General features: G+C 60.3%; 25 protein-coding genes. 15 read left to right on the forward strand and 10 right to left on the reverse strand.

All coding sequences use genetic code 11. The features are described from left to right. The first annotated feature begins 85 nt into the window (after positions 1 to 85). Both LAB08_RS29310 and LAB08_RS29315 read left to right on the forward strand, forming a co-directional pair. Positions 86 to 331 (forward strand): TIGR02647 family protein, encoded by a 246-nt coding sequence (locus LAB08_RS29310; protein WP_095196231.1) that lies wholly within the window; start codon positions 86 to 88, stop codon positions 329 to 331. Between the two features lie 192 nt (positions 332 to 523). Next, on the forward strand, positions 524 to 3370 hold the full coding sequence (locus LAB08_RS29315; protein ID WP_096514264.1) for a class I adenylate cyclase: 2847 nt from the start codon (positions 524 to 526) through the stop codon (positions 3368 to 3370). A 7-nt stretch (positions 3371 to 3377) separates the two neighbouring features. Here the strand turns inward: LAB08_RS29315 and rnk are convergent, their stop codons facing one another. The 3 genes from rnk to cyaY form a co-directional block, all read right to left on the reverse strand. Continuing rightward, positions 3378 to 3788, reverse strand: coding sequence for a nucleoside diphosphate kinase regulator (rnk, locus tag LAB08_RS29320; protein ID WP_096514263.1), 411 nt, complete (start codon positions 3786 to 3788; stop codon positions 3378 to 3380). Between the two features lie 228 nt (positions 3789 to 4016). After that, the gene (locus LAB08_RS29325) at positions 4017 to 4232 is read right to left on the reverse strand and encodes a DUF1289 domain-containing protein (protein WP_096515624.1); all 216 of its coding nucleotides are present in this window, start codon (positions 4230 to 4232) and stop codon (positions 4017 to 4019) included. Between the two features lie 4 nt (positions 4233 to 4236). Further along, the gene (gene cyaY / locus LAB08_RS29330) at positions 4237 to 4569 is read right to left on the reverse strand and encodes an iron donor protein CyaY (protein WP_085716237.1); all 333 of its coding nucleotides are present in this window, start codon (positions 4567 to 4569) and stop codon (positions 4237 to 4239) included. A gap of 308 nt (positions 4570 to 4877) precedes the next feature. On the opposite strand from cyaY, the gene lptM reads away from it, so the two are divergent. The 6 genes from lptM to LAB08_RS29360 are packed head-to-tail and all read left to right on the forward strand — an operon-like array spanning position 4878 to position 9491. After that, the gene (gene lptM / locus LAB08_RS29335) at positions 4878 to 5054 is read left to right on the forward strand and encodes an LPS translocon maturation chaperone LptM (RefSeq protein ID WP_096514261.1); all 177 of its coding nucleotides are present in this window, start codon (positions 4878 to 4880) and stop codon (positions 5052 to 5054) included. A gap of 12 nt (positions 5055 to 5066) precedes the next feature. Next, positions 5067 to 6314 (forward strand): diaminopimelate decarboxylase, encoded by a 1248-nt coding sequence (lysA, locus tag LAB08_RS29340; protein WP_096514260.1) that lies wholly within the window; start codon positions 5067 to 5069, stop codon positions 6312 to 6314. 4 nt (positions 6315 to 6318) lie between these two features. Continuing rightward, positions 6319 to 7149 carry a diaminopimelate epimerase gene (gene dapF, locus LAB08_RS29345; protein ID WP_096514259.1) on the forward strand — a complete coding sequence of 277 codons (831 nt, stop codon included), beginning with the start codon at positions 6319 to 6321 and terminating at the stop codon, positions 7147 to 7149. A gap of 13 nt (positions 7150 to 7162) precedes the next feature. After that, positions 7163 to 7888, forward strand: a complete 726-nt coding sequence (locus LAB08_RS29350) for a DUF484 family protein (RefSeq protein ID WP_096514258.1) — start codon at positions 7163 to 7165, stop codon at positions 7886 to 7888. 2 nt (positions 7889 to 7890) lie between these two features. Beyond that, complete coding sequence (gene xerC, locus LAB08_RS29355) at positions 7891 to 8790, forward strand: tyrosine recombinase XerC (RefSeq protein WP_096514257.1); 900 nt, start codon at positions 7891 to 7893, stop codon at positions 8788 to 8790. Next, on the forward strand, positions 8787 to 9491 hold the full coding sequence (locus tag LAB08_RS29360; RefSeq protein WP_096514256.1) for an HAD family hydrolase: 705 nt from the start codon (positions 8787 to 8789) through the stop codon (positions 9489 to 9491). Before xerC ends, LAB08_RS29360 begins: the two co-directional genes overlap by 4 nt. A gap of 185 nt (positions 9492 to 9676) precedes the next feature. Here the strand turns inward: LAB08_RS29360 and sutA are convergent, their stop codons facing one another. The 4 genes from sutA to glnK all read right to left on the reverse strand — a co-directional run bounded on the left by sutA (position 9677) and on the right by glnK (position 12454). Beyond that, a complete protein-coding gene (gene sutA / locus LAB08_RS29365; protein ID WP_007980816.1) occupies positions 9677 to 10000 on the reverse strand; it encodes a dormancy-specific transcriptional regulator SutA in 324 nt (107 codons plus the stop codon). A 101-nt stretch (positions 10001 to 10101) separates the two neighbouring features. After that, entirely contained in the window at positions 10102 to 10527 is a 426-nt protein-coding gene (locus LAB08_RS29370; RefSeq protein WP_096514255.1) for a secondary thiamine-phosphate synthase enzyme YjbQ, read from the reverse strand. A gap of 215 nt (positions 10528 to 10742) precedes the next feature. After that, on the reverse strand, positions 10743 to 12080 hold the full coding sequence (locus LAB08_RS29375) for an ammonium transporter (RefSeq protein ID WP_096514254.1): 1338 nt from the start codon (positions 12078 to 12080) through the stop codon (positions 10743 to 10745). A 35-nt stretch (positions 12081 to 12115) separates the two neighbouring features. Beyond that, entirely contained in the window at positions 12116 to 12454 is a 339-nt protein-coding gene (glnK, locus tag LAB08_RS29380; protein WP_002555808.1) for a P-II family nitrogen regulator, read from the reverse strand. A 419-nt stretch (positions 12455 to 12873) separates the two neighbouring features. Between glnK and LAB08_RS29385 the strand changes: the two genes are divergently transcribed. Both LAB08_RS29385 and LAB08_RS29390 read left to right on the forward strand, forming a co-directional pair. Beyond that, positions 12874 to 13134: an accessory factor UbiK family protein gene (locus tag LAB08_RS29385; RefSeq protein ID WP_096514253.1), complete on the forward strand. Its 261-nt coding sequence runs from the start codon at positions 12874 to 12876 to the stop codon at positions 13132 to 13134. Positions 13135 to 13576: 442 nt separating this feature from the next. Beyond that, positions 13577 to 14092 carry a BRO-N domain-containing protein gene (locus LAB08_RS29390; RefSeq protein ID WP_096514252.1) on the forward strand — a complete coding sequence of 172 codons (516 nt, stop codon included), beginning with the start codon at positions 13577 to 13579 and terminating at the stop codon, positions 14090 to 14092. Between the two features lie 11 nt (positions 14093 to 14103). Here the strand turns inward: LAB08_RS29390 and LAB08_RS29395 are convergent, their stop codons facing one another. Further along, entirely contained in the window at positions 14104 to 14367 is a 264-nt protein-coding gene (locus LAB08_RS29395; RefSeq protein WP_096514251.1) for a HigA family addiction module antitoxin, read from the reverse strand. 195 nt (positions 14368 to 14562) lie between these two features. On the opposite strand from LAB08_RS29395, the gene LAB08_RS29400 reads away from it, so the two are divergent. Further along, complete coding sequence (locus LAB08_RS29400) at positions 14563 to 14760, forward strand: hypothetical protein (RefSeq protein WP_096514250.1); 198 nt, start codon at positions 14563 to 14565, stop codon at positions 14758 to 14760. Between the two features lie 152 nt (positions 14761 to 14912). Further along, positions 14913 to 16406: a YifB family Mg chelatase-like AAA ATPase gene (locus LAB08_RS29405; RefSeq protein WP_096514249.1), complete on the forward strand. Its 1494-nt coding sequence runs from the start codon at positions 14913 to 14915 to the stop codon at positions 16404 to 16406. A 193-nt stretch (positions 16407 to 16599) separates the two neighbouring features. Here the strand turns inward: LAB08_RS29405 and LAB08_RS29410 are convergent, their stop codons facing one another. Continuing rightward, positions 16600 to 17520, reverse strand: coding sequence for a LysR substrate-binding domain-containing protein (locus tag LAB08_RS29410; protein ID WP_096514248.1), 921 nt, complete (start codon positions 17518 to 17520; stop codon positions 16600 to 16602). 158 nt (positions 17521 to 17678) lie between these two features. On the opposite strand from LAB08_RS29410, the gene LAB08_RS29415 reads away from it, so the two are divergent. Next, complete coding sequence (locus LAB08_RS29415) at positions 17679 to 19073, forward strand: NorM family multidrug efflux MATE transporter (protein WP_096515622.1); 1395 nt, start codon at positions 17679 to 17681, stop codon at positions 19071 to 19073. Between the two features lie 106 nt (positions 19074 to 19179). Here the strand turns inward: LAB08_RS29415 and LAB08_RS29420 are convergent, their stop codons facing one another. Continuing rightward, the gene (locus LAB08_RS29420; RefSeq protein WP_096514247.1) at positions 19180 to 20853 is read right to left on the reverse strand and encodes a putative bifunctional diguanylate cyclase/phosphodiesterase; all 1674 of its coding nucleotides are present in this window, start codon (positions 20851 to 20853) and stop codon (positions 19180 to 19182) included. A 264-nt stretch (positions 20854 to 21117) separates the two neighbouring features. Here LAB08_RS29420 and rep point away from each other — a divergent pair, with 264 nt between their 5' ends. Then, positions 21118 to 23127: a DNA helicase Rep gene (gene rep, locus LAB08_RS29425; RefSeq protein WP_007975144.1), complete on the forward strand. Its 2010-nt coding sequence runs from the start codon at positions 21118 to 21120 to the stop codon at positions 23125 to 23127. Between the two features lie 57 nt (positions 23128 to 23184). Next, positions 23185 to 23757: a xanthine phosphoribosyltransferase gene (locus LAB08_RS29430; protein WP_020799401.1), complete on the forward strand. Its 573-nt coding sequence runs from the start codon at positions 23185 to 23187 to the stop codon at positions 23755 to 23757. Positions 23758 to 23802 lie beyond the last annotated feature (45 nt).

Here is a 23802-nt window from a genome sequence, read left to right on the forward strand (position 1 = left end):
GGCTGCTGCGAGCACTGGACATGCCGCACCGGCGGGTTCACCTTAGGGGCGCTGTCGTCCAATTCCTAGAAAGTCTGGAGTCCTTATGTCGCTTACCCCTGAGTTGGTTGCAGAACTGGAAATCCTCGCACTCTTCAACCTGGACAGTTCCCAGGAAGGTTTGAAAATTCATCAGACCGCTGCCCCAAAAGCCATTGCCGCTGCCCAACGCCTGTACGAAAAAGAACTGATCGACCAGCCCGATGGTGGTTATCTGACCAGCCTGGGACGCGACGCCGCGCAAAGTGTGCAGACCGTGCTCACTATTCTGAAAGCTGAAGAAACAGCCTGAATTCCACCGTATCGCCCACGGAAACCCCTGCCACGGGATTTCCGCGGGCACTCAGTGCCGCCTGACGTCGCCATGCGATACAAATCTGACGTCAAAAAAACAAAATCGGCTTAAATGTCCCGGGATCGAGGCGCTAAACTTCCCTCACCCGAGAGCCCCACGTCCGAGCCCTGCGAGCCGGTTTGAGCTGACATGATCCGCACCCATGAAATCCGCCCCGACCTGGACGAGGGAATCGACCGAAAGGTTCTGAGCCAACTGCGCGCACGCTTCCTGAAGCTCAATGAGGGCCGCATGAGGCGGGCCATGGAAGGTTTGTCGACCCGCCAGCAAGGGGTGCTCAACCTCCTGCCGCTGTTTTTCCACGTCAATCATCCGCTGTTGCCCGGCTACGTTTCCGGCAGTACACCGGCCGGGCTGTCGAACTTCGAACCCGACGCCAATGTTCTTGCCGAAGCCCAGCGCCTGACCCGCTCGTTCTCCTATAAGCCGCGCCACGGCAGCAATCCGCCACGCCCGATTCATGGCCTGTTCCTGATGGGCAGCCTCGGCACCCTGGCCCAGGCCGAGCAGAGCGACATGGACGTGTGGGTTTGCCACAGTTCGGACCTGGGCGAGAACGAACTCGCCGAACTGCGCAAGAAATGTCAGTTGCTTGAAGCCTGGGCTGCCAGCCAGGGCGCCGAGGCGCACTTCTTCCTGATCGACCCGGCCCGTTTTGCGCGGGGTGAACGCGACAATCAACTCAGCTCCGAAAATTGCGGCACCACCCAGCACTTCCTGTTGCTGGACGAGTTCTATCGAACGGCGATCTGGCTGGCCGGACGCACGCCGATCTGGTGGCTGGTGCCGGTCTATGAAGAAGCGAGTTACGACCGCTACATCCACACACTGCTGTCAAAGCGGTTCATCCGCGCCGACGAAACCCTCGACCTGGGGCATCTGGCGTTCATTCCCCCCGGCGAATTCATCGGCGCCGGGCTGTGGCAATTGTTCAAGGGCATCGAATCACCGTACAAATCGGTGCTCAAGTTGCTGCTGACCGAGGTTTACGCCAGCGAACATCCCAGGGTCCAGTGCCTGAGCCTGCGCTTCAAACAGGCGGTGTTCGCCAATCGGCTCGACCTCGATGAACTGGACCCCTACGTCGTGGTTTACCGGCGCATCGAGGAATACCTCATCGCCCGTAATGAGCCGGATCGACTGGAACTGGTGCGGCGCGCGCTGTACCTGAAGGTCAATCGCAAGCTCACCGGCAACACCGGGCGCACCCAAAGCTGGCAACGCTCGCTGCTCGAGCGCCTGGCCCACGAATGGCATTGGGACCAGCGCCAGTTGGCCCTGCTCGACAGCCGCAGCCAGTGGAAGGTTCGCCAGGTCGGTTCCGAGCGCCGCGCCCTGGTCAACGAGCTCAATTACAGTTACCGCTTTCTGACCCAGTTTGCCCAGCACGAACAGACCGTCAGCCTGATCAACAAACGCGACCTCAGCGTGCTGGGCCGACGCCTGTATGCGGCCTTCGAGCGCAAGGCGGACAAGGTCGAGTTCATCAACCCGGGCATCGCCCCGGACCTGGCCGAAGACACCCTGACGCTGGTGCACATGGAGAACAGAAAGGAAGCGGGGCAATCTCAATGGGGTCTGTACAACGGCAGCCTGACCGCCCTTGAGTGGGAGCATTTCGCCCCGATCAAACGCAGCCGCCAACTGCTCGAATTGCTCACCTGGTGCCACCGCAACGGCGTGATCGACAGCAGCACCCGACTGGCCTTGCATCCTGGCAGCAGTGACCTGAGCGAATTCGAACTGTTCAACCTGCTCGGCAGCCTGCAACAGAGCATCCCCCTGCCTCTGCCCACGGTCGCCGAAGAGCGCTTGCTGCGGGCCAGCGTGCCCAGCGAAGTGCTGATTCTGGTGAATGTCGGCGTCGACCCGCTCAAGCACCACCGCGACCTGAACATCCTGATGACCACCGAGCGCACCGACTCCCTGAGTTACGCAGGCGTACGGGAAAATCTGGTGCTGACCCTGGATCAGGTCACGCTCAATAGCTGGAACGAAGTGCTGGTCAATCGCTTCGACGGCCCCCATGCCTTGCTCGACTGCCTGCGCGATTACCTCAACAACCTGCCGGACGGCACGTGGCAACCCCGATTACGTGTGCGTTGCTTCTGCCACAACCGCGCCCAGTTCATCGCCCAACGCGTTGAAGACATCCTCGAGATCGCGCAGACCCTGCTGCTGAGCAAACTCAACCACCGCTACCTGATCCAGGTCCAGCAGCATTATCACGTGCTGGAACTGGTGCCCGGCCAGGTCAGGCACATCGCCCTCTCCACACTGCCAGCGCTTTACGACTACCTGGGCGAAGAACTGACCCGGTACAGCCCACTGCACCTGGACCCGATGGCACTGGAGGACAACGACCTCGCGCTGCTACTGCCAATGGGCCAGCCAGGTTGCATTCAGGTGTTCTACCGAATCAACGAAGACCACGCCGACGTGTACGCACTGGATGAATTCAATGCCTTGTGGCAACAACGTTTGCCGTGGCATGACGAGCAAAGCCTGTTGGTGCCGCTGCAACGATTCCTGCAATCGATCCAGTACCGGCGCGACGCCTTGCAGCCGATGGACCCGGCTCAATCCCGGAGCCTGGACACTTTTTATTACCAACTCTTGCCTTCAGGTTCAGGCCGGGCACGCCGGGTCGAAGCCCGCCCGGCACCGCAAACCCCGGTCAATAGGCCCTTCTATGATGTACAGGCGATCGTCGGCAAAGCTGCACCGGGCAAAGTGCAGGTCACGTTGTACTGCAATCAGCGGGAATTTTCAGAACTCGAGCATGGCGACCAACTGTTCAGCGTGGTCGCCCGGGAAATCGTCGAGCAACGCCGCGAGACCAAACGCTACCGCTGCTACATCACCGATCTGGACCTGTCGGGCCTGCTCGGTGATGGTCAGGGTTCAAGCAATCTGTACCTGCGTTACAAGGCCGACCTGGAGCACGCATTGAACAAGGCGCTCGGGCAGGTGTGAGGCGGGGTCAAACGTTGAAATCGCCACCGTTGGCCGGCTGCGACTCGACTTCCAGCAATGTCAGTTTCAGGGTCTTGCCGCCCGGTGCCGGCCAGTCGATGTGCTGGCCAACCTTCAAGCCGAGCAATGCACTGCCCACCGGCGCCAGGATGGAAATCTTGCCTTCGTCGGCATTGGCATCCTTCGGGTAAACCAGGGTCAGGTGATAGTCCTTGCCGCTGATTTCTTCACGGCAGTGAACGCGGGAATTCATGGTCACGACATCGGCGGGCACTTCATCGTGGCCGACCACCGTATCGGCGCGATCCAGCTCGGTTTGCAGCGCGATAACACCTGGCAGGGTTTCATCCAGGCTGTCGATCAGACGCTCCAGACGTTGAACGTCCAGACGTGTAAGGGTGATGGAAGGTGCGGTCATGATCAGGGCAGACTCCTTTCTTCTGCACGAAAAAAGCAAAACCCCGCCAGAAAAAGGCGGGGTTTTCACAAGCCTCGATGGGTTGAGGCGTATCTGGACACTATCACAGCTCAAAAAATATACAAGCCGCCACCGGGCGGTGCGCAACGCCTGTAGGAGCCGGCTTGCTGGCGATAGGGCTTTAAAGGTGCAGTGAACTTCAGGCCGCCTTCGCTGGCAAGCCAGCTCCTACAGGTGCTGGCGCTGCAAAGCCTGCGCACAAATCACCCGCCGGCGCTCATCGTCGGCCGAGCGCCATTCGCGAATGTCTTCGACATGGCGGAAACATCCGAGACAGACCTTCTGCTCATCCAGCCGGCAAACGCCGCTGCAGGGAGAAGGCACCGCCGGACTGACATTGCTGTACAACGGCTTGGGCGGACGAACGGGCGCAGGCTGGGTCACGATCTCACAGGCCTTCGAAATCGAATTCGACACCGGCCTGCTGCTTGACGATGCGCTCAAGCATTTCGCCCAGCTGCTCTTCGCTCTTGTCGCACATCCAGCGCTCGCTCTCTTCGTCGTAATCGAAGTGGAAACCACCGGACACCGCGGCCAGCCACAACTGCCGCAACGGTTCCTGACGACTGAAGATCAACTGAGTGCCGTTTTCGAACTTGACGGTCAGCACACCGGCCGAGCTTTCCAGATCGATATCCAGGTCGCTGTCGTCAAAGATGTCCTCCAGGGTTTGCTGGGTGGCATCGACCAGATCGTGGAAACGGGCTTCGGACAAACTCATTACGGCAACCTCAAAAAGTGTCTGATCAGGCTCAAGCGCCGCAAGATACGGGCGAGCTCCGGTGATTGCAAAGAATAACGCCCGGCTACCCCCATCTGTGGGAGCGAGCTTGCTCGCGATGAGGTCGTCACATTCAACATTATGGTCGACTGACACACCACTATCGCGAGCAGGCTCACTCCAACAGGGATTGCCTGACAACGACGACTATCTCGCAAGGCCCGCCGGACGGGCGGTCCGTTGCATAGGCAAGCTGCCGGGTGGCCGGTATACTCCGGCGCAATTAATGCATTTTCAAGGATTTCGCCATGAAGCGCCTGATCTCTTCCCTTGCCGCGCTCCTCGCGGTTGCCTGTCTTGTGTCGGCCTGCGGTCAAAAAGGCCCGTTGTACCTGCCCGACGAAGACCAGGATCCTGCAGAACAGGCGCAATCCTCGCAAAAGCAGCCTGCTTCCAAGGCACACAAGCACGACGTCTACCAATAATAAGGGAACCTCATGGACGCTTTTAACTACCGTGACGGTGAACTGTTCGCGGAAGGTGTTGCCCTGTCTGCCATCGCCGATCGCTTTGGTACACCGACCTACGTTTACTCCCGTGCCCACATCGAAGCCCAATATCTGGCTTACGCCGATGCGCTGGCCGGCATGCCGCACCTGGTCTGCTTCGCGGTCAAGGCCAACTCCAACCTGGGTGTGCTGAATGTCCTGGCGCGCCTGGGCGCCGGTTTCGACATCGTGTCCCGTGGCGAACTGGAACGCGTATTGGCCGCTGGCGGCAGCGCCGACAAGATCGTGTTCTCCGGCGTCGGCAAGACCCGTGACGACATGCGTCGCGCCCTGGAAGTCGGCGTGCACTGCTTCAACGTCGAGTCAACCGACGAGCTGGAACGCCTGCAAGTGGTGGCCGCCGAGCTGGGTGTTCGCGCGCCGATCTCGCTGCGCGTGAACCCGGACGTCGATGCCGGCACTCACCCATACATTTCCACCGGTCTCAAAGAGAACAAGTTCGGCATCGCCATCGCCGACGCCGAAGACGTGTATGTGCGTGCCGCGCAGCTGCCGAACCTGGAAGTGGTCGGCGTCGATTGCCATATCGGTTCGCAACTGACCACCCTGCCACCCTTCATCGATGCACTCGACCGCCTGCTGGGCCTGGTCGATCGCCTCGGCGATTGCGGCATCTACCTGCGTCACATCGACCTCGGTGGCGGTTTGGGTGTGCGTTATCGCGATGAAGAACCGCCATTGGCCGGCGACTACATCAAGGCCGTGCGCGAGCGTCTCGACGGTCGTGACCTGGCACTGGTATTCGAACCTGGACGCTTCATCGTGGCCAACGCCGGCGTGCTGCTGACCCAGGTCGAGTACCTCAAGCACACCGAGCACAAAGATTTCGCCATCGTCGACGCGGCCATGAACGACCTGATCCGCCCGGCGCTGTATCAAGCCTGGATGGACGTCACCGCCGTGCGCCCGCGCAGCACCGCTGCCCGCGCCTACGACATCGTCGGCCCGATCTGCGAGACCGGCGACTTCCTGGCTAAGGAGCGTGAACTGGCCCTGGAAGAAGGCGACCTGCTGGCCGTGCATTCGGCCGGTGCCTACGGGTTTGTCATGAGCTCCAACTACAACACCCGCGGCCGCGCCGCCGAAGTGTTGGTGGACGGTGATCAGGCATTTGAAGTGCGTCGCCGTGAAACGGTAGCCGAGTTGTATGCTGGCGAAAGCCTGCTGCCGGAGTAAAACCATGCTGCTGCGTTTTACCAAGATGCACGGCCTAGGCAATGACTTCATGGTCCTCGACCTGGTCAGCCAGCACGCGCACATTCTGCCCAAGCACGCCAAATTGTGGGGTGATCGGCATACCGGCATCGGTTTCGATCAGTTGCTGATCGTCGAAGCACCGAGCAATCCGGACGTGGATTTCCGTTATCGGATCTTCAATTCCGACGGTTCCGAAGTGGAACAGTGCGGTAACGGAGCACGTTGTTTCGCCCGTTTCGTGCTCGATAAACGCCTGACCGCAAAACGGCAGATCCGCGTCGAAACCAAAAGCGGCATCATCGAACTGGATGTGCGCAACGACGGGCAGATCGGCGTGAACATGGGCGCACCGCGCCTGGTTCCGGCCGATATTCCGTTCCAGGCACCGGAGCAGGCCCTGAGTTATCAGGTCGACGTCGACGGTACTTCGGTCGAGTTGGCCGCCGTGTCCATGGGCAACCCCCACGCCGTACTACGAGTCAGCGATATCAACAATGCACCGGTGCATGAACTGGGGCCGAAAATCGAACATCACTCGCGCTTCCCGGCGCGGGTCAACGTCGGTTTTCTCCAGGTCATCGACCGGGGCCGCGCGCAGTTGCGCGTCTGGGAGCGCGGAGCCGGGGAAACCCAGGCCTGCGGTACCGGCGCCTGTGCCGCCGCAGTGGCCGCGATCAGCCAGGGGTGGATGGATTCGCCACTATTGATCGACCTGCCTGGCGGGCGTCTGTCCATTGAATGGGCAGGCCCAGGCCAACCGGTCATGATGACCGGCCCGGCAGTACGCGTATACGAAGGACAAGTGCGTCTTTGAGTGAGCCGAAGCCATGACCGATAAGCCTCAGGTACCCGCCCGACAGCCCGACGAATCAGCGTCCGAAAGCCTGGAGGCGGCGGCGATTGCCGCGTACCTGGAGGCTCATCCGGATTTCTTCGTCGAGCACCAGGAACTGCTGCCGGCCTTGCGTATTCCCCACCGACGCGGCGACACCGTGTCGCTGGTCGAGCGGCAGATGACCATCCTGCGCGACCGCAATATCGAGTTGCGCCACCGTCTCTCGCACCTGATGGACGTGGCTCGCGACAACGACCGCCTTTTCGACAAGACCCGCCGCCTGATCCTCGCGCTGATGGATGCCAACACCCTGGAGGACGTGGTGATGTGCGTCGAAGACAGCCTGCGCCAGGACTTCCAGGTGCCCTTCGTCAGCCTCATCCTGCTCGGCGACAACGCCATGCCGGTCGGCCGCTGGGTCACCCATGCCGAAGCGCAAGTGGCCATTGGCGGCTTGCTGCAGGAAAACAAAAGCATCAGCGGCAGCCTGCGCGAGCACGAACTGGACTTCCTGTTCGGTGAGGAACAGCGCAAGCAGATTGGCTCCACCGCCGTTGTCGCCATCACTCACCAGGGGATCCATGGCATCCTGGCCATCGCCAGCCGTGATCCGCAGCACTACAAAAGCTCGGTGGGCACATTGTTCCTGAGCTACATCGCCGAAGTCATGGGCCGCGTGCTGCCACGGCTCAACAGTTCCCTGCGTTCGGTACGCTGATCATGGAACGGCAACTGGACGCTTACTGCGAACACTTGCGCAGTGAGCGACAGGTGTCGCCGCACACGCTGTCCGCCTACCGCCGTGACCTCGACAAAGTGCTGGCCTGGTGCGTCAAACAGAACATCGGCAGCTGGGCCGCGCTGGACATCCAGCGCCTGCGCAGCCTGATCGCCCGCCTGCATGCCCAGGGCCAATCCTCCCGCAGCCTGGCGCGGCTGCTGTCGGCGGTGCGCGGGCTCTATCACTATCTGAACCGCGAGGGTCTCTGCGACCACGATCCGGCCAACGGCCTCGCGCCGCCTAAAGGTGAACGCCGCCTGCCGAAAACCCTCGACACCGACCGCGCACTGCAACTGCTTGAAGGCGGGGTCGAAGACGACTTTCTCGCGCGCCGGGATCAGGCGATTCTTGAGTTGTTCTACTCCTCCGGGTTGCGGTTATCGGAGCTGACCGGGTTGAATCTCGATCAGCTTGATTTGGCGGACGGCATGGTCCAGGTACACGGCAAGGGCAGCAAAACTCGCCTGTTGCCGGTGGGCAAAAAGGCTCGCGAAGCACTGGAACTGTGGCTGCCCCTGCGAGCACTCGCCAACCCGGCGGACGATGCGGTGTTTGTCAGCCAGCAGGGGCGGCGTCTGGGGCCTCGGGCGATCCAGTTACGGGTCAAAGCGGCTGGCGAACGCGAACTGGGGCAAAACCTGCATCCACACATGTTGCGGCATTCCTTCGCCAGCCATTTGCTGGAGTCTTCCCAGGACCTGCGGGCGGTGCAGGAACTGCTCGGGCACTCCGACATCAAGACCACCCAGATCTATACCCACCTGGACTTCCAGCACCTGGCCACCGTCTACGACAGCGCCCATCCACGGGCCAAACGCATTAAAGGCGATGATTCATGACGATCCAATTGATCACCTTCGACCTCGACGACACCCTGTGGGACACCGCCCCGGTGATCGCCAGTGCCGAAGCCGTATTGCGTGAGTGGCTGACCGAGCATGCGCCCAACCTGGGCGCCGTTCCTGTGGACCACTTGTGGGCCATCCGAGAACGCATCCTGGGCAGCGAGCCAGGCCTCAAGTACCGCATCAGCGCCTTGCGTCGGCGCGTGTTGTTCCATGCCCTGGAAGAAGCCGGTTATACCCACGAACAAGCGTCGGACCTGGCTGATCAGAGCTTCGAAGTGTTCCTGCATGCCAGGCATCAGCTGGAAATTTTCCCGGAGGTGCAACCGACTCTGGAAGTGCTGGCCAACCACTACGCCCTCGGGGTCGTCACCAACGGCAATGCCGATGTGCGGCGGTTGGGGCTGGCGGACTACTTCAAGTTTGCGCTGTGCGCCGAAGACATCGGCATCGCCAAACCCGATGCACGACTGTTCCATGAGGCATTGCAACGCGGAGGTGCAACCCCTGAGACGGCGGTGCATATCGGTGATCATCCGGGCGACGACATTGCCGGCGCTCAACAGGCGGGGCTGCGGGCGGTCTGGTTCAACCCGTCGGGCAAAGCCTGGGAGGCCGATCACCTGCCGGATGCCGAGATTCGCAGCCTGACCGAATTGCCGGCGTTGTTGGCCCTGTGGAACTCCCAGCAATAACGCTGCCCCCTGTAGGAGCAAAGCTTGCTCGCGATGGCGGAACATTCAAAATACATGTCGACTGACACACCGTCATCGCGAGCAAGCTTTGCTCCTACAGGTGTTGTGTCAAGCCTGAGGGTTTTGTTTCAGGCATGAAAAAGCCCGCAGCGACGGCGGGCTTTTTCAGCAAGCGGGTAACAGGCTCAGATAGGCCGGCTGCCGTACTTGTTGTCAGGCTTCTTGGGCGGATCGGCGACCACGTTGGCCTCCACTTCCTGCACTTTGCCGCCACGAGCCAGGAACTCTTCCATGGCCTTGGCCAGGGCGTCACGTTCCTTGTTCTTGGCTTCGACACTCGGCAGCTCATCGACCGATACCGCTGCCTTGGCTTTGCCTTTGGCGGTCGGAACGGGCGCATCACCACCATCGTCTTCAGCGACGTCTTCCGCCGCTGCTTCCAGACCTTCTTCGGTTTCGTCGTCGTCGCCTACTTCGAGGTCGTCGTTTTCCAGATCATCGTCGCTCATGTTCTACCTCATGACTTGCGAAAAGCAGATTAGTTATAGCCCAGCTTTGCCCTCTGTCGAAGGCTGCCGGAAAAAAATCAACAGCCGCTGGTGACCAGCGGTTATGCCCCTTCACCGTGCACGGTGGCGAGGACTTTACGAGCACCGCCATGATCACGGTGCTCGCCCAGGTAAACGCCTTGCCAGGTCCCTAACGCCAGTCGGCCCGCCGAAATCGGCAAACTGAGCTGACAGCCAAGTACGCTGGCCTTGAAGTGCGCCGGGAGGTCGTCCAGGCCTTCGTCGTTATGCTCATAGCCATCTGTTCCTTGTGGGATCAGACGATTGAAAAATCGTTCGAAGTCGCGACGTACCGCCGGATCGGCGTTCTCGTTGATGCTCAACGACGCCGAGGTATGCTGTAGACACAAATGCAACAGACCGACCCGACACGCCTTGAGTTCAGGCAGGCCGGCGAGTAACTCGTCCGTTACCAGATGAAAGCCCCGGGGCCTAGCCCGCAAGGTAATCAGAGTCTGTTGCCACATACAGTTCTCCGCACGTTCGGGGCGCATTCTAGCGCGCTCTGGGAAAAAACAAAGGCCCTAATAATCCTTCCATCATGTAAGCCTTCGGCGGCACAAACACACGCGTCGTAAACGTTCACAAAGCTGGAAGAAAAAACCTTTCAGCCGCACCACTAATGATAAATCGCGGACAAAAAAATGCCCGGCAAGCCGGGCAAGTTTTTACATGCGCGTGCTTACAAGTTGTAGCCGCGTTCGTTATGAAGTGCCAGATCGATACCGACCGATTCTTCTTCATCGGTGATGCGCAAGCCCATGACAGCATCCAGCACCTTGAGGATGATGAAGGTGGCGATCGCGGTGTAGATCACCGTGACGCCGACGCCCTTGCACTGAATCCAGACCTGCGCGGCAATGTCGGTCACGGTGCCGAAGCCACCCAGGGACGGTGCCGCGAATACACCGGTCAGGATCGCGCCGAGGATACCGCCGATACCGTGTACGCCGAATGCATCCAGGGAGTCGTCATAGCCGAGCTTGCGTTTCAGGGTGGTGGCACAGAAGAAGCACACCACGCCTGCTGCCAGGCCGATGATCAGCGAACCCATCGGGCCCACGGTGCCAGCGGCTGGAGTGATTGCCACCAGACCGGCGACCACACCCGAAGCGATACCCAATGCACTTGGTTTGCCGTGGGTGATCCACTCGGCAAACATCCAGCCCAGTGCAGCGGCAGCGGTTGCGATCTGGGTCACCAGCATCGCCATACCGGCCGTACCGTTGGCCGCGGCAGCGGAACCGGCGTTGAAGCCGAACCAGCCGACCCACAACATCGCTGCGCCCATCAGGGTGTAACCGAGGTTATGCGGTGCCATCGGGGTGGTCGGGAAGCCTTTGCGCTTGCCCAGTACCAGGCAGGCAACCAGGCCGGCCACACCGGCGTTGATGTGAACCACGGTGCCGCCCGCGAAGTCGAGCACGCCCCAGTCGCCCAACAGCGAACCCGGGCCGCTCCAGACCATGTGCGCGATTGGCGCGTAAACCAGGGTGAACCAGACGCCCATGAAGATCAGCATCGCGGAGAACTTCATCCGCTCGGCGAACGCACCGACGATCAACGCCGGGGTGATGATCGCAAAGGTCATTTGATAGGTAACGAACACTGCTTCAGGGAACAGCGCCGCCGGGCCAGTAATGCTGGCAGGCGTGATACCCGCAAGGAAGGCTTTGGCAAAGCTGCCGACGAAGGAGTTGAGGTTGACGACGTTGGCTTCCATCCCCGTGGTATCGAACGCCATGCTGTAGCCATAAATGAACCACAGGATGGTGATCAGACCGGTAATGGCGAAGCACTGCATCATCACGGAAAGAATGTTTTTGGACCGAACCATGCCGCCGTAGAACAGCGCGAGGCCAGGAATAGTCATGAACAGTACAAGGGCAGTTGAGGTCAGCATCCAGGCGGTATCGCCGGAATTGAGGACTGGAGGCGCCACCGGATCTGCCGCCAAAGCCAGGCCGGGCATTACGAGGGACAACAGGGCTCCTAGCCCTGCGAATTTACGCAGAGTCATTTTGTTTTCTCCTGGGGCGTTGGGTTTGTGGCGGCTTAGATCGCGTCGGTATCGGTTTCGCCGGTACGGATGCGAATCGCCTGTTCCAGATTGACCACGAAGATCTTGCCGTCACCGATCTTGCCGGTGTTGGCGGCCTTGGTTATCGCCTCGATAACCCGGTCAAGATCCTTGTCGTCAATGGCGACATCAATCTTCACCTTTGGCAGGAAATCGACCACGTACTCCGCGCCGCGATACAGCTCGGTATGACCCTTCTGCCGACCGAAGCCTTTGACTTCAGTGACGGTAATGCCCTGCACGCCGATCTCGGACAACGACTCGCGCACGTCGTCCAACTTGAACGGCTTGATGATGGCAGTGACTAGCTTCATGAAAACTCTCTCCCGAATTGGTGGACTTGCCCCAGGAAAACAAACCCGTCTCAAGTCTAAGCGCAGTGCCTGGCTTTGTAACGCATCGTCGGCCTTACCCGCCCGCCCGACGCCGCTAACCGCTCCTTGCCAAACGCTCCCCGCGTTTCGCCTGGCGCACTGCATTCGTCACGGTGACTGCATCAGTGCATGGGTCACCAGGGTCTAAGCAGAAAGCTTGCCATCTCCACAAAATTCATAGATTTCAAGCCGTTGCCGGTTGATGCCTGCCACTTCGCCACAACACCCGGCACGTTACGCACAACAACGGTGCAGCGCCGTCCATCCGCATGCGCGAAAAGCGTGCACCCCTTACCCACGGAATTGACTGTAGACACTGCGTGATACACTGCCCGCCATTGTCACCAGGACCTTTCCCCATGCTCGCGCCCAAAGACTTCCTCGACGCCCTGACCGGCACCGCCTCCCGACTCTTCAGCGGCGACACCCCGCTGCCGAAAGCCGAAATCGAAAGCCAGTTCAAGGCCCTGCTGCAAAGCGCCTTCAGCAAGCTGGACCTGGTGAGCCGCGAAGAATTCGACAGCCAGATGGTCGTACTGGCACGCACCCGCGCCCGCCTCGAAAGCCTCGAAGCAAAAGTCGCGGAGATGGAAGCGAAGCTGAACCCACCCACCGAATAACGCACAAAGCCTACTGTAGAAACCCAATCCACTGTGGGAGCGAGCCTGCTCGCGATTGAAGGTCGGAACGACCTTCAGCTTCACCTGTAGGAGCTGCCGCAGGCTGCGATCTTTTGATCCCAAGCCCCGCAAAAATCCCGGCAACGTCCTACAAACATCGCACCGCCGTCCGATTGCGTCGTCGAGTATCCGATCTCTAAGCTCTTCCCCAGCTGAATATTCAGCTCTGGGTTTGGCGACCCGGATAGCATCCAGCGCATCGCGACCACGTTCGAACTTGGGAAGTCTTCCCTTCTCGAATTATGGCGGCTCTGCGTGGGAGACCTTCGGGTCTGCCGGTTTTTCCGGATGCACCGGTTCGCCAACCCGCGCACAGCTGCCACCCTTTTCGTTTGGCGACGACTAGAGGCAGCTTCCTACATACGCATCCGGGAGCTGCACCATGGAAGAAAACTATCTAACCCCCCACGTCTTCACCCGCCACAAACTCCACCTCCACGCCCTGCTAATAGAAAACCAACCCTGGTTCAGCGCCCGCGACCTGGGCCGCCTACTCCGCATCTACCTCAACGACCGTCAACTCCGAAAACTCGATCCCGACCAATACCAAACCGTTCGGATAGCAATACACGGTCAAATCGAAAACACCCTGCTAATCAGCGAATCCGGCGTCTACGCCCTCCTCGTCTACCACTACTGCCCCGAATACCGGGCCCTACGCGAATGGCTCACCCATGAAGTGGTCCCCGCCTTGCGAGACGCCCAACACCCCACCACCACCGAACGCCCACAACTGAGCCTGCTCAATTGGCCGGAAATGTCGTTGAGTTTGCTGCACTGGAATAACCAGCCGTGGATACGGTTGCAGGATGTGCCGCAGATGATGGAACGGGAGCCAGCAACACGCCCGGTAAACCCGTGGTGGAAGCGGGCTTCACGAGTATTGCAGGCGCTTTGAATACTTAACGTTCAACCACGCTCAATCTTGGCTGTGCGCAAATCGAAGGTCGATTGCAGATTCAGCCAGAACTCGGGCGTGGTGTTCAGATGGATAGACAGCTTCTTCGCCAAACCTGCACTGACAGCGCTTTGCTGCCTTACAACATCGCTTATTTCCGCCTCAGGCTCGTTCAGCGAGCGAGCCAACGCCACCACTGTGAGCCCCAATGGCCTCAGAAACTCTTCACTGAGAATTTCCCCAGGATGAATCGAGCGCATTCCATTCCGGTTCACTTTCACCTCCTAAGGCTGCATAGAGCCGCGATCATAAGCAGCCAACTTAATCAGGCAAGACCATCCGAACCTTTTCACCGGCGTCCTTCAACTATCTCGGCACGATCCTACAAAAAGCAGTTCTTTGTCCCGGCTTATCAGCTCACACCCGCGCCTTTAAGCTTTTCTTCTTGGTATTCGATAGACGAGGTGTTTATGAGCCCAAAAAAGCGAAAGGCGAAGCTGCTACAAATTGTTGAATTCCACGCCGAAGCACGTCACCTGGCTGGAAACCTATCGGCCAATCAACTGCGCCTTATTGAAGTCGGCATCGCGCGTGGTAAAGAACTTGAGCCCGGGGGTGGTTGGCAGGTGGAAGAAATTGACTATTTTGTCGTGAAAGAAACCGTCTGAATGGCGGTTTTTTTGTGTCTCGCCATCAGCCTGCTTCATACAAGCAACATCCAGTGAAAATTTGCCTCTTCACCCACACCTCCGAAATCTCCTCCCCCAACTACCCTTCAAAAACCGCAGGAAGCGGCCCCTCGTCACCTCAAGGAACGACCATGTCCCTCTCCATCGTCCACAGCCGCGCCCAGATCGGCGTGGATGCCCCCGCTGTCACCGTCGAAGTCCACCTGGCCAATGGTTTGCCGTCGCTGACCATGGTCGGCCTGCCTGAGGCGGCGGTTAAGGAAAGCAAGGATCGGGTGCGCAGTGCGATCATCAATTCGGGGCTGCAATTTCCGGCGCGGCGGATCACGTTGAATCTGGCGCCGGCGGATTTGCCCAAGGATGGCGGGCGGTTCGATCTGGCGATTGCCCTGGGCATTCTCTCGGCCAGTGTGCAGGTGCCGACATTGACGCTCGATGATGTGGAGTGTCTTGGGGAGTTGGCGTTATCGGGCGCGGTGCGAGCGGTTCGAGGGGTGTTGCCGGCGGCGCTGGCGGCGCGCAAGGCCGGGCGCTGGTTGATGGTGCCACGAGCGAACGCCGAGGAAGCGTGCCTGGCGTCGGGGTTGAAGGTGATTGCGGTGGATCATTTGCTTGAGGCCGTCGCGCATTTCAATGGGCATACACCGATCGAGCCTTATGTTTCCAATGGCTTGCTGTACGCCAGCAAACCTTATCCCGACTTGAATGAGGTACAGGGTCAACTCTCGGCCAAGCGTGCCTTGCTGATTGCTGCCGCAGGCGCTCACAACCTGCTGTTTAGCGGGCCACCCGGAACGGGGAAAACGCTGTTGGCCAGCCGCCTGCCGGGATTGCTGCCGCCGCTGGCCGAAAATGAAGCACTGGAAGTGGCGGCGATTCAATCGGTCACCAGTTGCGTGCCGCTGAGCCATTGGCCGCAGCGGCCGTTTCGCCAGCCGCATCACTCGGCATCCGGGCCCGCGCTGGTGGGTGGAGGCTCCAAACCCCAGCCTGGCGAAATTACTCTCGCCCACCACGGTGTGCTGTTTCTGGACGAACTCCCGGAATTTGATCGCAAGGTATTGGAGGTGCTGCGCGAGCCGCTGGAGTCCGGGCATATTGTGATCTCACGGGCCAAGGATCGCGTGCGATTTCCGGCGCGCTTTCAATTGGTCGCGGCCATGAACCCCTGCCCCTGTGGATATCTTGGCGAGCCCAGCGGTAAATGTTCGTGCACGCCGGACATGGTGCAACGCTATCGCAACAAGCTCTCGGGGCCGCTGCTGGATCGGATCGATCTGCACCTGACCGTGGCCCGGGAAGCCACGGCGCTGAATCCGGCGCATAAACCTGGGGATGACACGGCATCGGCTGCGGCGCAGGTTGCCGAGGCCCGCGAGCGACAGCACAAGCGCCAGGGATGCGCGAATGCATTTCTCGATCTGCCAGGGCTGCGCCGTCACTGCAACTTATCCACAGTCGATGAAACCTGGCTGGAAACAGCGTGTGAACGACTGACGTTGTCGCTCAGATCAGCCCATAGATTGCTCAAGGTGGCGCGGACACTGGCGGATCTGGAACAGGTTGATGCGATCAACCGTGAGCATCTGGCCGAAGCGTTGCAGTATCGGCCGGCGACGCAATAGTGCCGGGACCGTGTTGCCCCCAATCGCGAGCAGGCTCACTCCCACAGGTTCCGCGTCGCTCATGCAATATCATATCGACGCCAATCCTGTAGGAGCGAGCCTGCTCGCGAAAGCGATTTCAGCCGCGCCTGGATGAAAGCGTTCTACCTCGGAACGCAAGACCGCCGCCAGCCTCTGCGGCGCCATCATCGCATCAACTCAAATGCACGACATCCGGCAATTCCATGGCCCGTACTTCACCTTGCAAAAAGTCGCTGAGCCGGCGCATGCGTTCACCGCCCGGACGTGTTTTCGGCCACACAAGGTAGTATTTCTCACCGCTGGCCACCGCCGTCGGCCACGGCAGGCTCAAACGTCCCTGGGCAACATCTTCCGCCACCATCAGCAAATCCCCCATGGACACGCCGTAACCCCTGGCCGCAGCGATCATGCCCAGCTCCAGCGTGTCGAACACCTGCCCGCCCTTGAGCGACACCTGATCGGCCAGGCCCATGCGCTCCAGCCAATTGCGCCAGTCGCGCCGGTCCGGCGTCGGGTGCAGCAGTTCGGTGTTGGCCAGGCGCGTGGCATCCCAGGGTGGATCGTTCGGCAGATTTGGCGCGCCCACCGGGATCAACTCCTCGGGAAACAGGTAACTCGCCTCCCAGTCCGGCGGGAAATGCCCGTTGCTCAGCAACACCGCACAATCGAATGGCTCATCGTTAAAGTCCACCGAATCGACATCCATCCAGGCGCTGGTCAGTTGCACCTCATTGCCCGGCTGCAAATGGCGGAAACGACTCAGCCGCGCCAGCAACCAGCGCATGGTCAGTGTCGACGGAGCTTTCATGCGCAGAATGTCGTCTTCGGCGCGCAAGGTATTGCAGGCGCGCTCCAGGGCAGTGAAACCCTCGCGGATGCCCGGCAACAACAGCCGGGCCGACTCGGTCAGCTGCAGGTGGCGGCCACTGCGGTGAAACAAGCGGCAAGCAAAATGATCTTCGAGCGTACGAATATGCCGACTGACCGCACTTTGTGTGATCGACAACTCTTCGGCGGCACGGGTGAACGAACTGTGTCGCGCCGCCGCTTCGAATGCGCGCAGGGCATACAAGGGAGGAAGACGACGCGACATTGGGAAAGCTCCTACACCGGGATTCGGCCACCCTAGCAGAAACTGCCCAGCATGAGTTTGAATCATGCCATCCATCCTTTTTATCCCTTTGTGCAAACCCCGCGGAGCGCCGAGAATCGATGCTTTCCTGTTCACTCTGACAATCGAGCGTGATGACCATGCAGCATCCAGCACGTACTGAACTCTGGGCCATCCTGCGGCTGTCGGGGCCGTTGATCGCCTCGCAGTTGGCGCACATGCTGATGGTCCTCACCGACACCTTGATGATGGCGCGCCTGAGTCCCGAGGCGCTGGCCGGTGGCGGGCTCGGCGCGGCGAGTTATTCATTCGTGTCGATTTTCTGCATCGGCGTGATTGCGGCAGTCGGCACCCTGGTGGCGATCCGTCAGGGTGCAGGCGATATCCTCGGTGCGACCCGACTGACCCAAGCCGGGGTGTGGCTGGCGTGGCTGATGGCGCTGGGCGGCGGGCTGCTGCTGTGGAACCTCAAACCGGTCTTGCTGCTGTTCGGCCAGACCGAAAGCAACGTCCAGGCGGCTGGGCAGTTCCTGGTGTTCTTGCCCTTCGCCCTGCCCGGCTACCTGAGCTTCATGGCCCTGCGTGGCTTCACCAGCGCCATTGGCCGCGCGACGCCGGTGATGGTCATCAGCCTGGGTGGCACGGTGGCCAACTTCCTGCTCAACTACGCGTTGATCACCGGCATGTTTGGCCTGCCGAAACTGGGCTTGATGGGCATCGGCCTGGTCACGGCGATTGTGGCCAACCTCATGGCGCTGGCCCTGGCGTGGCACATCCGCCGGCATCCGGCTTATGACGCCTACCCGCTGCGTCAGGGCCTGCTGCGGCTCAACCGGCAATACCTGAAGGAGCTATGGCGCCTGGGCTTGCCGATTGGCGGCACCTACGCAGTGGAAGTCGGGCTGTTTGCATTCGCGGCACTGTGCATGGGCACCATGGGCAGTACGCAGCTGGCGGCGCACCAGATCGCCCTGCAAATCGTTTCGGTGGCGTTCATGGTCCCGGCGGGGATTTCCTACGCGATCACCATGCGCATCGGCCAACACTACGGCGCCGGGCAACTGCTGGACGCGCGACTGGCCGGACGGGTCGGTATCGCGTTCGGCGCGGCCGCGATGCTGTGCTTTGCGATGGTGTTCTGGCTGCTGCCGAATCAGTTGATCGGTCTGTTCCTGGACCACAACGACCCGGCGTTCCGCGAGGTCATCAACCTCGCCGTGAGCCTGCTGGCGGTGGCGGCGTGGTTCGAGCTGTTCGATGGCACGCAAACCATCGCCATGGGCTGCATTCGTGGGCTCAAGGATGCCAAGACTACGTTCCTGGTCGGCCTGGGTTGCTATTGGTTGATTGGCGCGCCCGCCGCGTGGTGGATGGCGTTCCACTTGCACTGGGGCCCAACCGGTGTCTGGTGGGGGCTGGCACTGGGACTGGCGTGCTCGGCGGTAAGCCTGACACTGGCGTTTGAGTGGAAGATGAAGCGGATGATTCGGCGGGAGCCATCCCCGCAGCATTTCGACGCCATCCAGGCCAAATGAAAACCCGTGGGAGCTGGCTTGCCAGCGATGGCGATGGGTCAGACGACAGATGTGTTGAATGACAAACCGCTTTCGCTGGCAAGCCAGCTCCTACAGGGGGCTCGTGTCAAATTACCCCTTCCAGCGGCGGTTGCTGGCTACTGCCAAAGGTCAGGTATTCCACCAAATCAGGCAATGCCAACGGTTTGCTGATCAGATATCCCTGCACCTGATCACAGGCAAACCCGCGCAACAGATCCAGCTGCTCCGCCGTTTCCACGCCTTCGGCAACGACTTCGAGATTGAGGTTGTGCGCGAGGTTGATCATCGCGTGAACCAGTTTGCGGTTCTCTTCGCGCTGCTCCATACCGCCGACAAAGCTCTTGTCGATCTTCAGCAAGGTGATCGGCAAGCTGTTGAGGTGTACGAACGATGAGAACCCGGTGCCGAAGTCGTCGAGGGAGAAACGCACGCCCAGGCGCCCGAGGGCGTCCATGGTTTGCTTGACCAGATCACTGCGGCGCATGACCGCAGTTTCCGTCAGTTCGAATTCCAGCCATTGCGCCTCGACGCCACGCTCGGCAATCAGCCGGCTCAGGGTCGAGAGCAACTGACTGTCCTGGAACTGGCGGAACGACAGATTGATCGCCATGTGCAGCGGCGGCAAACCGCGCTCACGCAAGGCTTGCATGTCGCGCAAGGCCCGGGAAATCACCCAGTAACCCAGCGGCACGATCAAACCGCTTTGCTCGGCCAGCGGCACGAATTCGCTCGGTGGCAGCAAACCACGCTCGGCATGGCGCCAGCGCACCAGGGCTTCGAGGCCGACGATCTGCCCGTCCTCGAGATTCAGCCGTGGCTGGTAATGCAGTTCCAGCTCATCACGGCGCAACGCCCGGCGCAGCTCGGTTTCGAGGTCGGCGATACTGCGGGCATTACGGTTGATGCGTTCATTGAAGATGTGAAAGGTGCAGCCCTGGGTACTCTTGGCTTGCTGCATGGCGATGTGTGCATGCCACATCAACGGGTCGGCGCCGGCCTGGGCGCGGGCGTGGGCAATGCCCAGGCTGGAGCCGATCAACAGGCTTTCGCCATCGACCCAATAGGGCTCGGCCAGGGCTTCGGTGATGCGTTCGGCCATCCATTCGGCGCGCTGGGGGGCGCGGCGGGTGTCGATCAGCAGGGCGAATTCATCGCTGCCCAGCCGCGCCAGTTGATCGCCGACCTCCAGCTGGCTCTTGAGGCGCGCCACCACTTGCAGGATCAAACGATCGCCGGCCTGATGGCCAAGGGCATCGTTGGCGTGGCGGAAGTTGTCGAGATCAAGGTGCCCCAACGCCAGGCCACGGCCTTCGTTTTCAGCCAGGCGCGCCGTCAGCAAGGTCTGGAAACCCTGGCGGTTGGCGATGCCGGTCAGCGGATCTTGCTCGGCCAGGCGCTGCAGCGTGGTTTCCAGCACGCCGCGCTCACGCACATGACGCAAGCAACGACGCAACATGCCGGGATCGAGATGATCGCGCACCAGCCAGTCGCTTACACCGTCAGGCGGGGTCAGCGGCTCATGTTCGAGCAGCAACACCGTCGGCAGACAGCAACGGCCTGGCGCCGGCTGGAGAGCCGGGATCGTCAACAACACCGCGCTGCGGTTGTCATCGAACAGACTGCTGACCGACTCCCAACTCGGCGCGCTGATGAGCACGGCCGAGCTCCCCATCGGAGCCAGACACTCGCGCAACAACGCTGCCCACGCTGGCTCTTCGGCCAATAGCAGCAAACGCAAGGGTTCGACAGGCGTAGACAAGCTAGCTCCCTAGACTCTGCAAAGATGTAGGCGACGGGCATTATGCCGTGCCGATAACCAATGACCAATGACATCAGTTATCAAACGAGGCCTCTGTATCCGGAAATACGAACATTAGCCGCAATTCCGTTGCGCATCCTGCGTGAAAGTAACAAAACCGGCAATTAGAGATCGCGTTGTACGTCACAAGTCGGAGAGAGCAGCACAAATTGCTGAGCCTGTTAAAATGCCGGCCCATTTCGTGACTGACTCCTGAATTTACCTATGTCCCGACTCAATCCCCGGCAGCAAGAAGCCGTGAGCTACGTCGGCGGCCCTCTTTTGGTGCTCGCCGGTGCAGGCTCCGGCAAGACCAGCGTGATCACGCGCAAGATTGCCCACCTGATCCAGAACTGCGGCATCCGCGCCCAGTACATCGTCGCCATGACCTTCACCAACAAGGCCGCGCGCGAGATGAAGGAACGGGTTGGCACCCTGCTGCGCGCCGGTGAAGGTCGCGGCTTGACGGTCTGTACCTTCCACAACCTGGGCCTGAACATCATCCGCAAGGAACACGTGCGGCTGGGCTACAAACCGGGCTTCTCGATCTTTGACGAGACCGACGTCAAGGCCCTGATGACCGACATCATGCAGAAGGAATACTCGGGCGACGACGGCGTCGACGAGATCAAGAACATGATCGGCGCCTGGAAAAACGACCTGATCCTGCCGGCCCAGGCCCTGGAAAACGCACGCAACCCCAAGGAACAGACCGCCGCGATCGTCTACACCCACTATCAGCGCACGCTCAAGGCGTTCAACGCGGTGGACTTCGACGACCTGATCCTGCTGCCGGTGAAGCTGTTCGAAGAGCACGCCGATATTCTGGAAAAGTGGCAGAACAAAGTGCGTTACCTGCTGGTGGACGAATATCAGGACACCAACGCCAGCCAATACCTGCTGGTGAAAATGCTCATCGGCAAACGCAACCAGTTCACCGTGGTAGGCGACGACGACCAGTCGATCTATGCCTGGCGCGGCGCGCGTCCGGAAAACCTGATGCTGCTCAAGGAAGACTACCCGTCCTTGAAAGTGGTGATGCTGGAGCAGAACTACCGCTCCACCAGCCGCATCCTGCGTTGCGCCAACGTGCTGATCTCGAACAACCCGCACGAATTCGAAAAGCAGCTGTGGAGTGAAATGGGCCACGGCGACGAGATCCGTGTCATCCGCTGCCGCAACGAAGACGCCGAAGCCGAGCGCGTGGCCATGGAGATCCTCAGCCTGCACCTGCGCACCGACCGCCCGTACAGTGATTTCGCGATCCTCTACCGCGGTAACTACCAGGCCAAGCTGATCGAGCTGAAATTGCAGCACCACCAGGTGCCTTATCGCCTGTCCGGCGGCAACAGCTTTTTCGGACGCCAGGAAGTAAAAGACCTGATGGCCTACTTCCGCCTCATCGTGAACCCGGACGACGACAATGCCTTCCTGCGGGTGATCAATGTTCCACGCCGGGAAATCGGTTCGACCACGCTGGAGAAGCTGGGCAACTACGCCACCGAGCGCAAGATCTCGATGTACGCCGCCACCGATGAAATCGGCCTGGGCGAACATCTGGACTCACGTTTCACCGATCGCCTGTCGCGCTTCAAGCGCTTCATGGACAGGGTCCGCGAGCAATGCGCCGGCGAAGACCCGATCTCCGCCCTGCGCAGCATGGTCATGGACATCGACTACGAGAACTGGCTGCGCACCAACAGCTCCAGTGACAAGGCCGCCGACTACCGCATGGGTAACGTCTGGTTCCTGATCGAGGCGTTGAAAAACACGCTCGAGAAGGACGAAGAAGGCGAAATGACCGTCGAGGACGCCATTGGCAAACTGGTGCTGCGCGACATGCTGGAGCGTCAGCAGGAAGAGGAAGACGGCGCCGAAGGCGTGCAAATGATGACCTTGCATGCCTCCAAGGGCCTGGAATTCCCCTACGTGTTCATCATGGGCATGGAAGAGGAAATCCTTCCGCACCGTTCCAGTATCGAAGCCGACACCATCGAAGAGGAACGCCGCCTGGCCTACGTCGGGATTACCCGCGCGCGTCAGACCCTGGCCTTCACCTTCGCCGCCAAGCGCAAGCAATACGGCGAGATCATCGACTGCGCGCCGAGCCGCTTCCTCGATGAGCTGCCGCCGGATGACCTGGCCTGGGAAGGCAACGACGACACCCCGACCGAAGTCAAAGCCGTTCGCGGCAACAACGCATTGGCGGATATACGCGCGATGTTAAAGCGTTAGAATTGACCACTTTTACTTAGACCTTCGGCGCCACAAGCGCCATTAGAGGACAGCTTCATGGAAGCACTGCACAAGAAAATCCGCGAAGAAGGCATCGTGCTTTCCGATCAGGTCCTGAAAGTCGACGCCTTTCTGAACCACCAGATCGACCCGGCCCTGATGAAGCTGATCGGCGACGAATTCGCCACGCTGTTCAAGGACTCGGGCATTACCAAGATCGTCACCATCGAAGCTTCGGGCATTGCCCCGGCGATCATGACCGGTCTGAACCTCGGCGTGCCGGTGATTTTCGCCCGCAAGCACCAGTCCCTGACCCTGACCGAAAACCTGCTGTCGGCCACCGTTTACTCGTTCACCAAGCAGACCGAAAGCACCGTGGCGATCTCCCCGCGCCATTTGACCAGCAGCGACCGCGTGTTGATCATCGATGACTTCCTGGCCAACGGTAAGGCGTCCCAGGCGCTGATCTCGATCATCAAGCAGGCCGGCGCCACCGTGGCTGGTTTGGGTATCGTGATCGAGAAGTCGTTTCAGGGCGGTCGTGCGGAACTGGATGCTCAAGGGTATCGCGTTGAGTCGTTGGCTCGGGTTCAGTCCCTGGCCGGTGGCGTCGTGACCTTCATCGAATAACGCCGCAAGTCCTTGTAGGAGCTGGCTTGCCAGCGAAAGCGACCT

Origin of the sequence: Pseudomonas izuensis (genome assembly GCF_002356535.2) — a bacterium.
Classification (GTDB): domain Bacteria; phylum Pseudomonadota; class Gammaproteobacteria; order Pseudomonadales; family Pseudomonadaceae; genus Aquipseudomonas; species Aquipseudomonas izuensis.

Excerpts from the sequence above, each read along its gene's own strand:
- rnk (WP_096514263.1), bottom strand. The coding sequence starts at position 3,788 with ATGACCGCACCTTCCATCACCCTTACACGTCTGGACGTTCAACGTCTG.
- LAB08_RS29430 (WP_020799401.1), top strand. The coding sequence starts at position 23,185 with ATGGAAGCACTGCACAAGAAAATCCGCGAAGAAGGCATCGTGCTTTCC.
- LAB08_RS29375 (WP_096514254.1), bottom strand. The coding sequence starts at position 12,080 with ATGACTCTGCGTAAATTCGCAGGGCTAGGAGCCCTGTTGTCCCTCGTA.
- glnK (WP_002555808.1), bottom strand. The coding sequence starts at position 12,454 with ATGAAGCTAGTCACTGCCATCATCAAGCCGTTCAAGTTGGACGACGTG.
- LAB08_RS29360 (WP_096514256.1), top strand. The coding sequence starts at position 8,787 with ATGACGATCCAATTGATCACCTTCGACCTCGACGACACCCTGTGGGAC.
- xerC (WP_096514257.1), top strand. The coding sequence starts at position 7,891 with ATGGAACGGCAACTGGACGCTTACTGCGAACACTTGCGCAGTGAGCGA.
- LAB08_RS29390 (WP_096514252.1), top strand. The coding sequence starts at position 13,577 with ATGGAAGAAAACTATCTAACCCCCCACGTCTTCACCCGCCACAAACTC.
- LAB08_RS29400 (WP_096514250.1), top strand. The coding sequence starts at position 14,563 with ATGAGCCCAAAAAAGCGAAAGGCGAAGCTGCTACAAATTGTTGAATTC.
- LAB08_RS29415 (WP_096515622.1), top strand. The coding sequence starts at position 17,679 with ATGCAGCATCCAGCACGTACTGAACTCTGGGCCATCCTGCGGCTGTCG.
- cyaY (WP_085716237.1), bottom strand. The coding sequence starts at position 4,569 with ATGAGTTTGTCCGAAGCCCGTTTCCACGATCTGGTCGATGCCACCCAG.
- lptM (WP_096514261.1), top strand. The coding sequence starts at position 4,878 with ATGAAGCGCCTGATCTCTTCCCTTGCCGCGCTCCTCGCGGTTGCCTGT.
- LAB08_RS29350 (WP_096514258.1), top strand. The coding sequence starts at position 7,163 with ATGACCGATAAGCCTCAGGTACCCGCCCGACAGCCCGACGAATCAGCG.
- lysA (WP_096514260.1), top strand. The coding sequence starts at position 5,067 with ATGGACGCTTTTAACTACCGTGACGGTGAACTGTTCGCGGAAGGTGTT.
- sutA (WP_007980816.1), bottom strand. The coding sequence starts at position 10,000 with ATGAGCGACGATGATCTGGAAAACGACGACCTCGAAGTAGGCGACGAC.
- LAB08_RS29410 (WP_096514248.1), bottom strand. The coding sequence starts at position 17,520 with ATGTCGCGTCGTCTTCCTCCCTTGTATGCCCTGCGCGCATTCGAAGCG.
- LAB08_RS29385 (WP_096514253.1), top strand. The coding sequence starts at position 12,874 with ATGCTCGCGCCCAAAGACTTCCTCGACGCCCTGACCGGCACCGCCTCC.
- rep (WP_007975144.1), top strand. The coding sequence starts at position 21,118 with ATGTCCCGACTCAATCCCCGGCAGCAAGAAGCCGTGAGCTACGTCGGC.
- dapF (WP_096514259.1), top strand. The coding sequence starts at position 6,319 with ATGCTGCTGCGTTTTACCAAGATGCACGGCCTAGGCAATGACTTCATG.
- LAB08_RS29315 (WP_096514264.1), top strand. The coding sequence starts at position 524 with ATGATCCGCACCCATGAAATCCGCCCCGACCTGGACGAGGGAATCGAC.
- LAB08_RS29405 (WP_096514249.1), top strand. The coding sequence starts at position 14,913 with ATGTCCCTCTCCATCGTCCACAGCCGCGCCCAGATCGGCGTGGATGCC.
- LAB08_RS29310 (WP_095196231.1), top strand. The coding sequence starts at position 86 with ATGTCGCTTACCCCTGAGTTGGTTGCAGAACTGGAAATCCTCGCACTC.
- LAB08_RS29370 (WP_096514255.1), bottom strand. The coding sequence starts at position 10,527 with ATGTGGCAACAGACTCTGATTACCTTGCGGGCTAGGCCCCGGGGCTTT.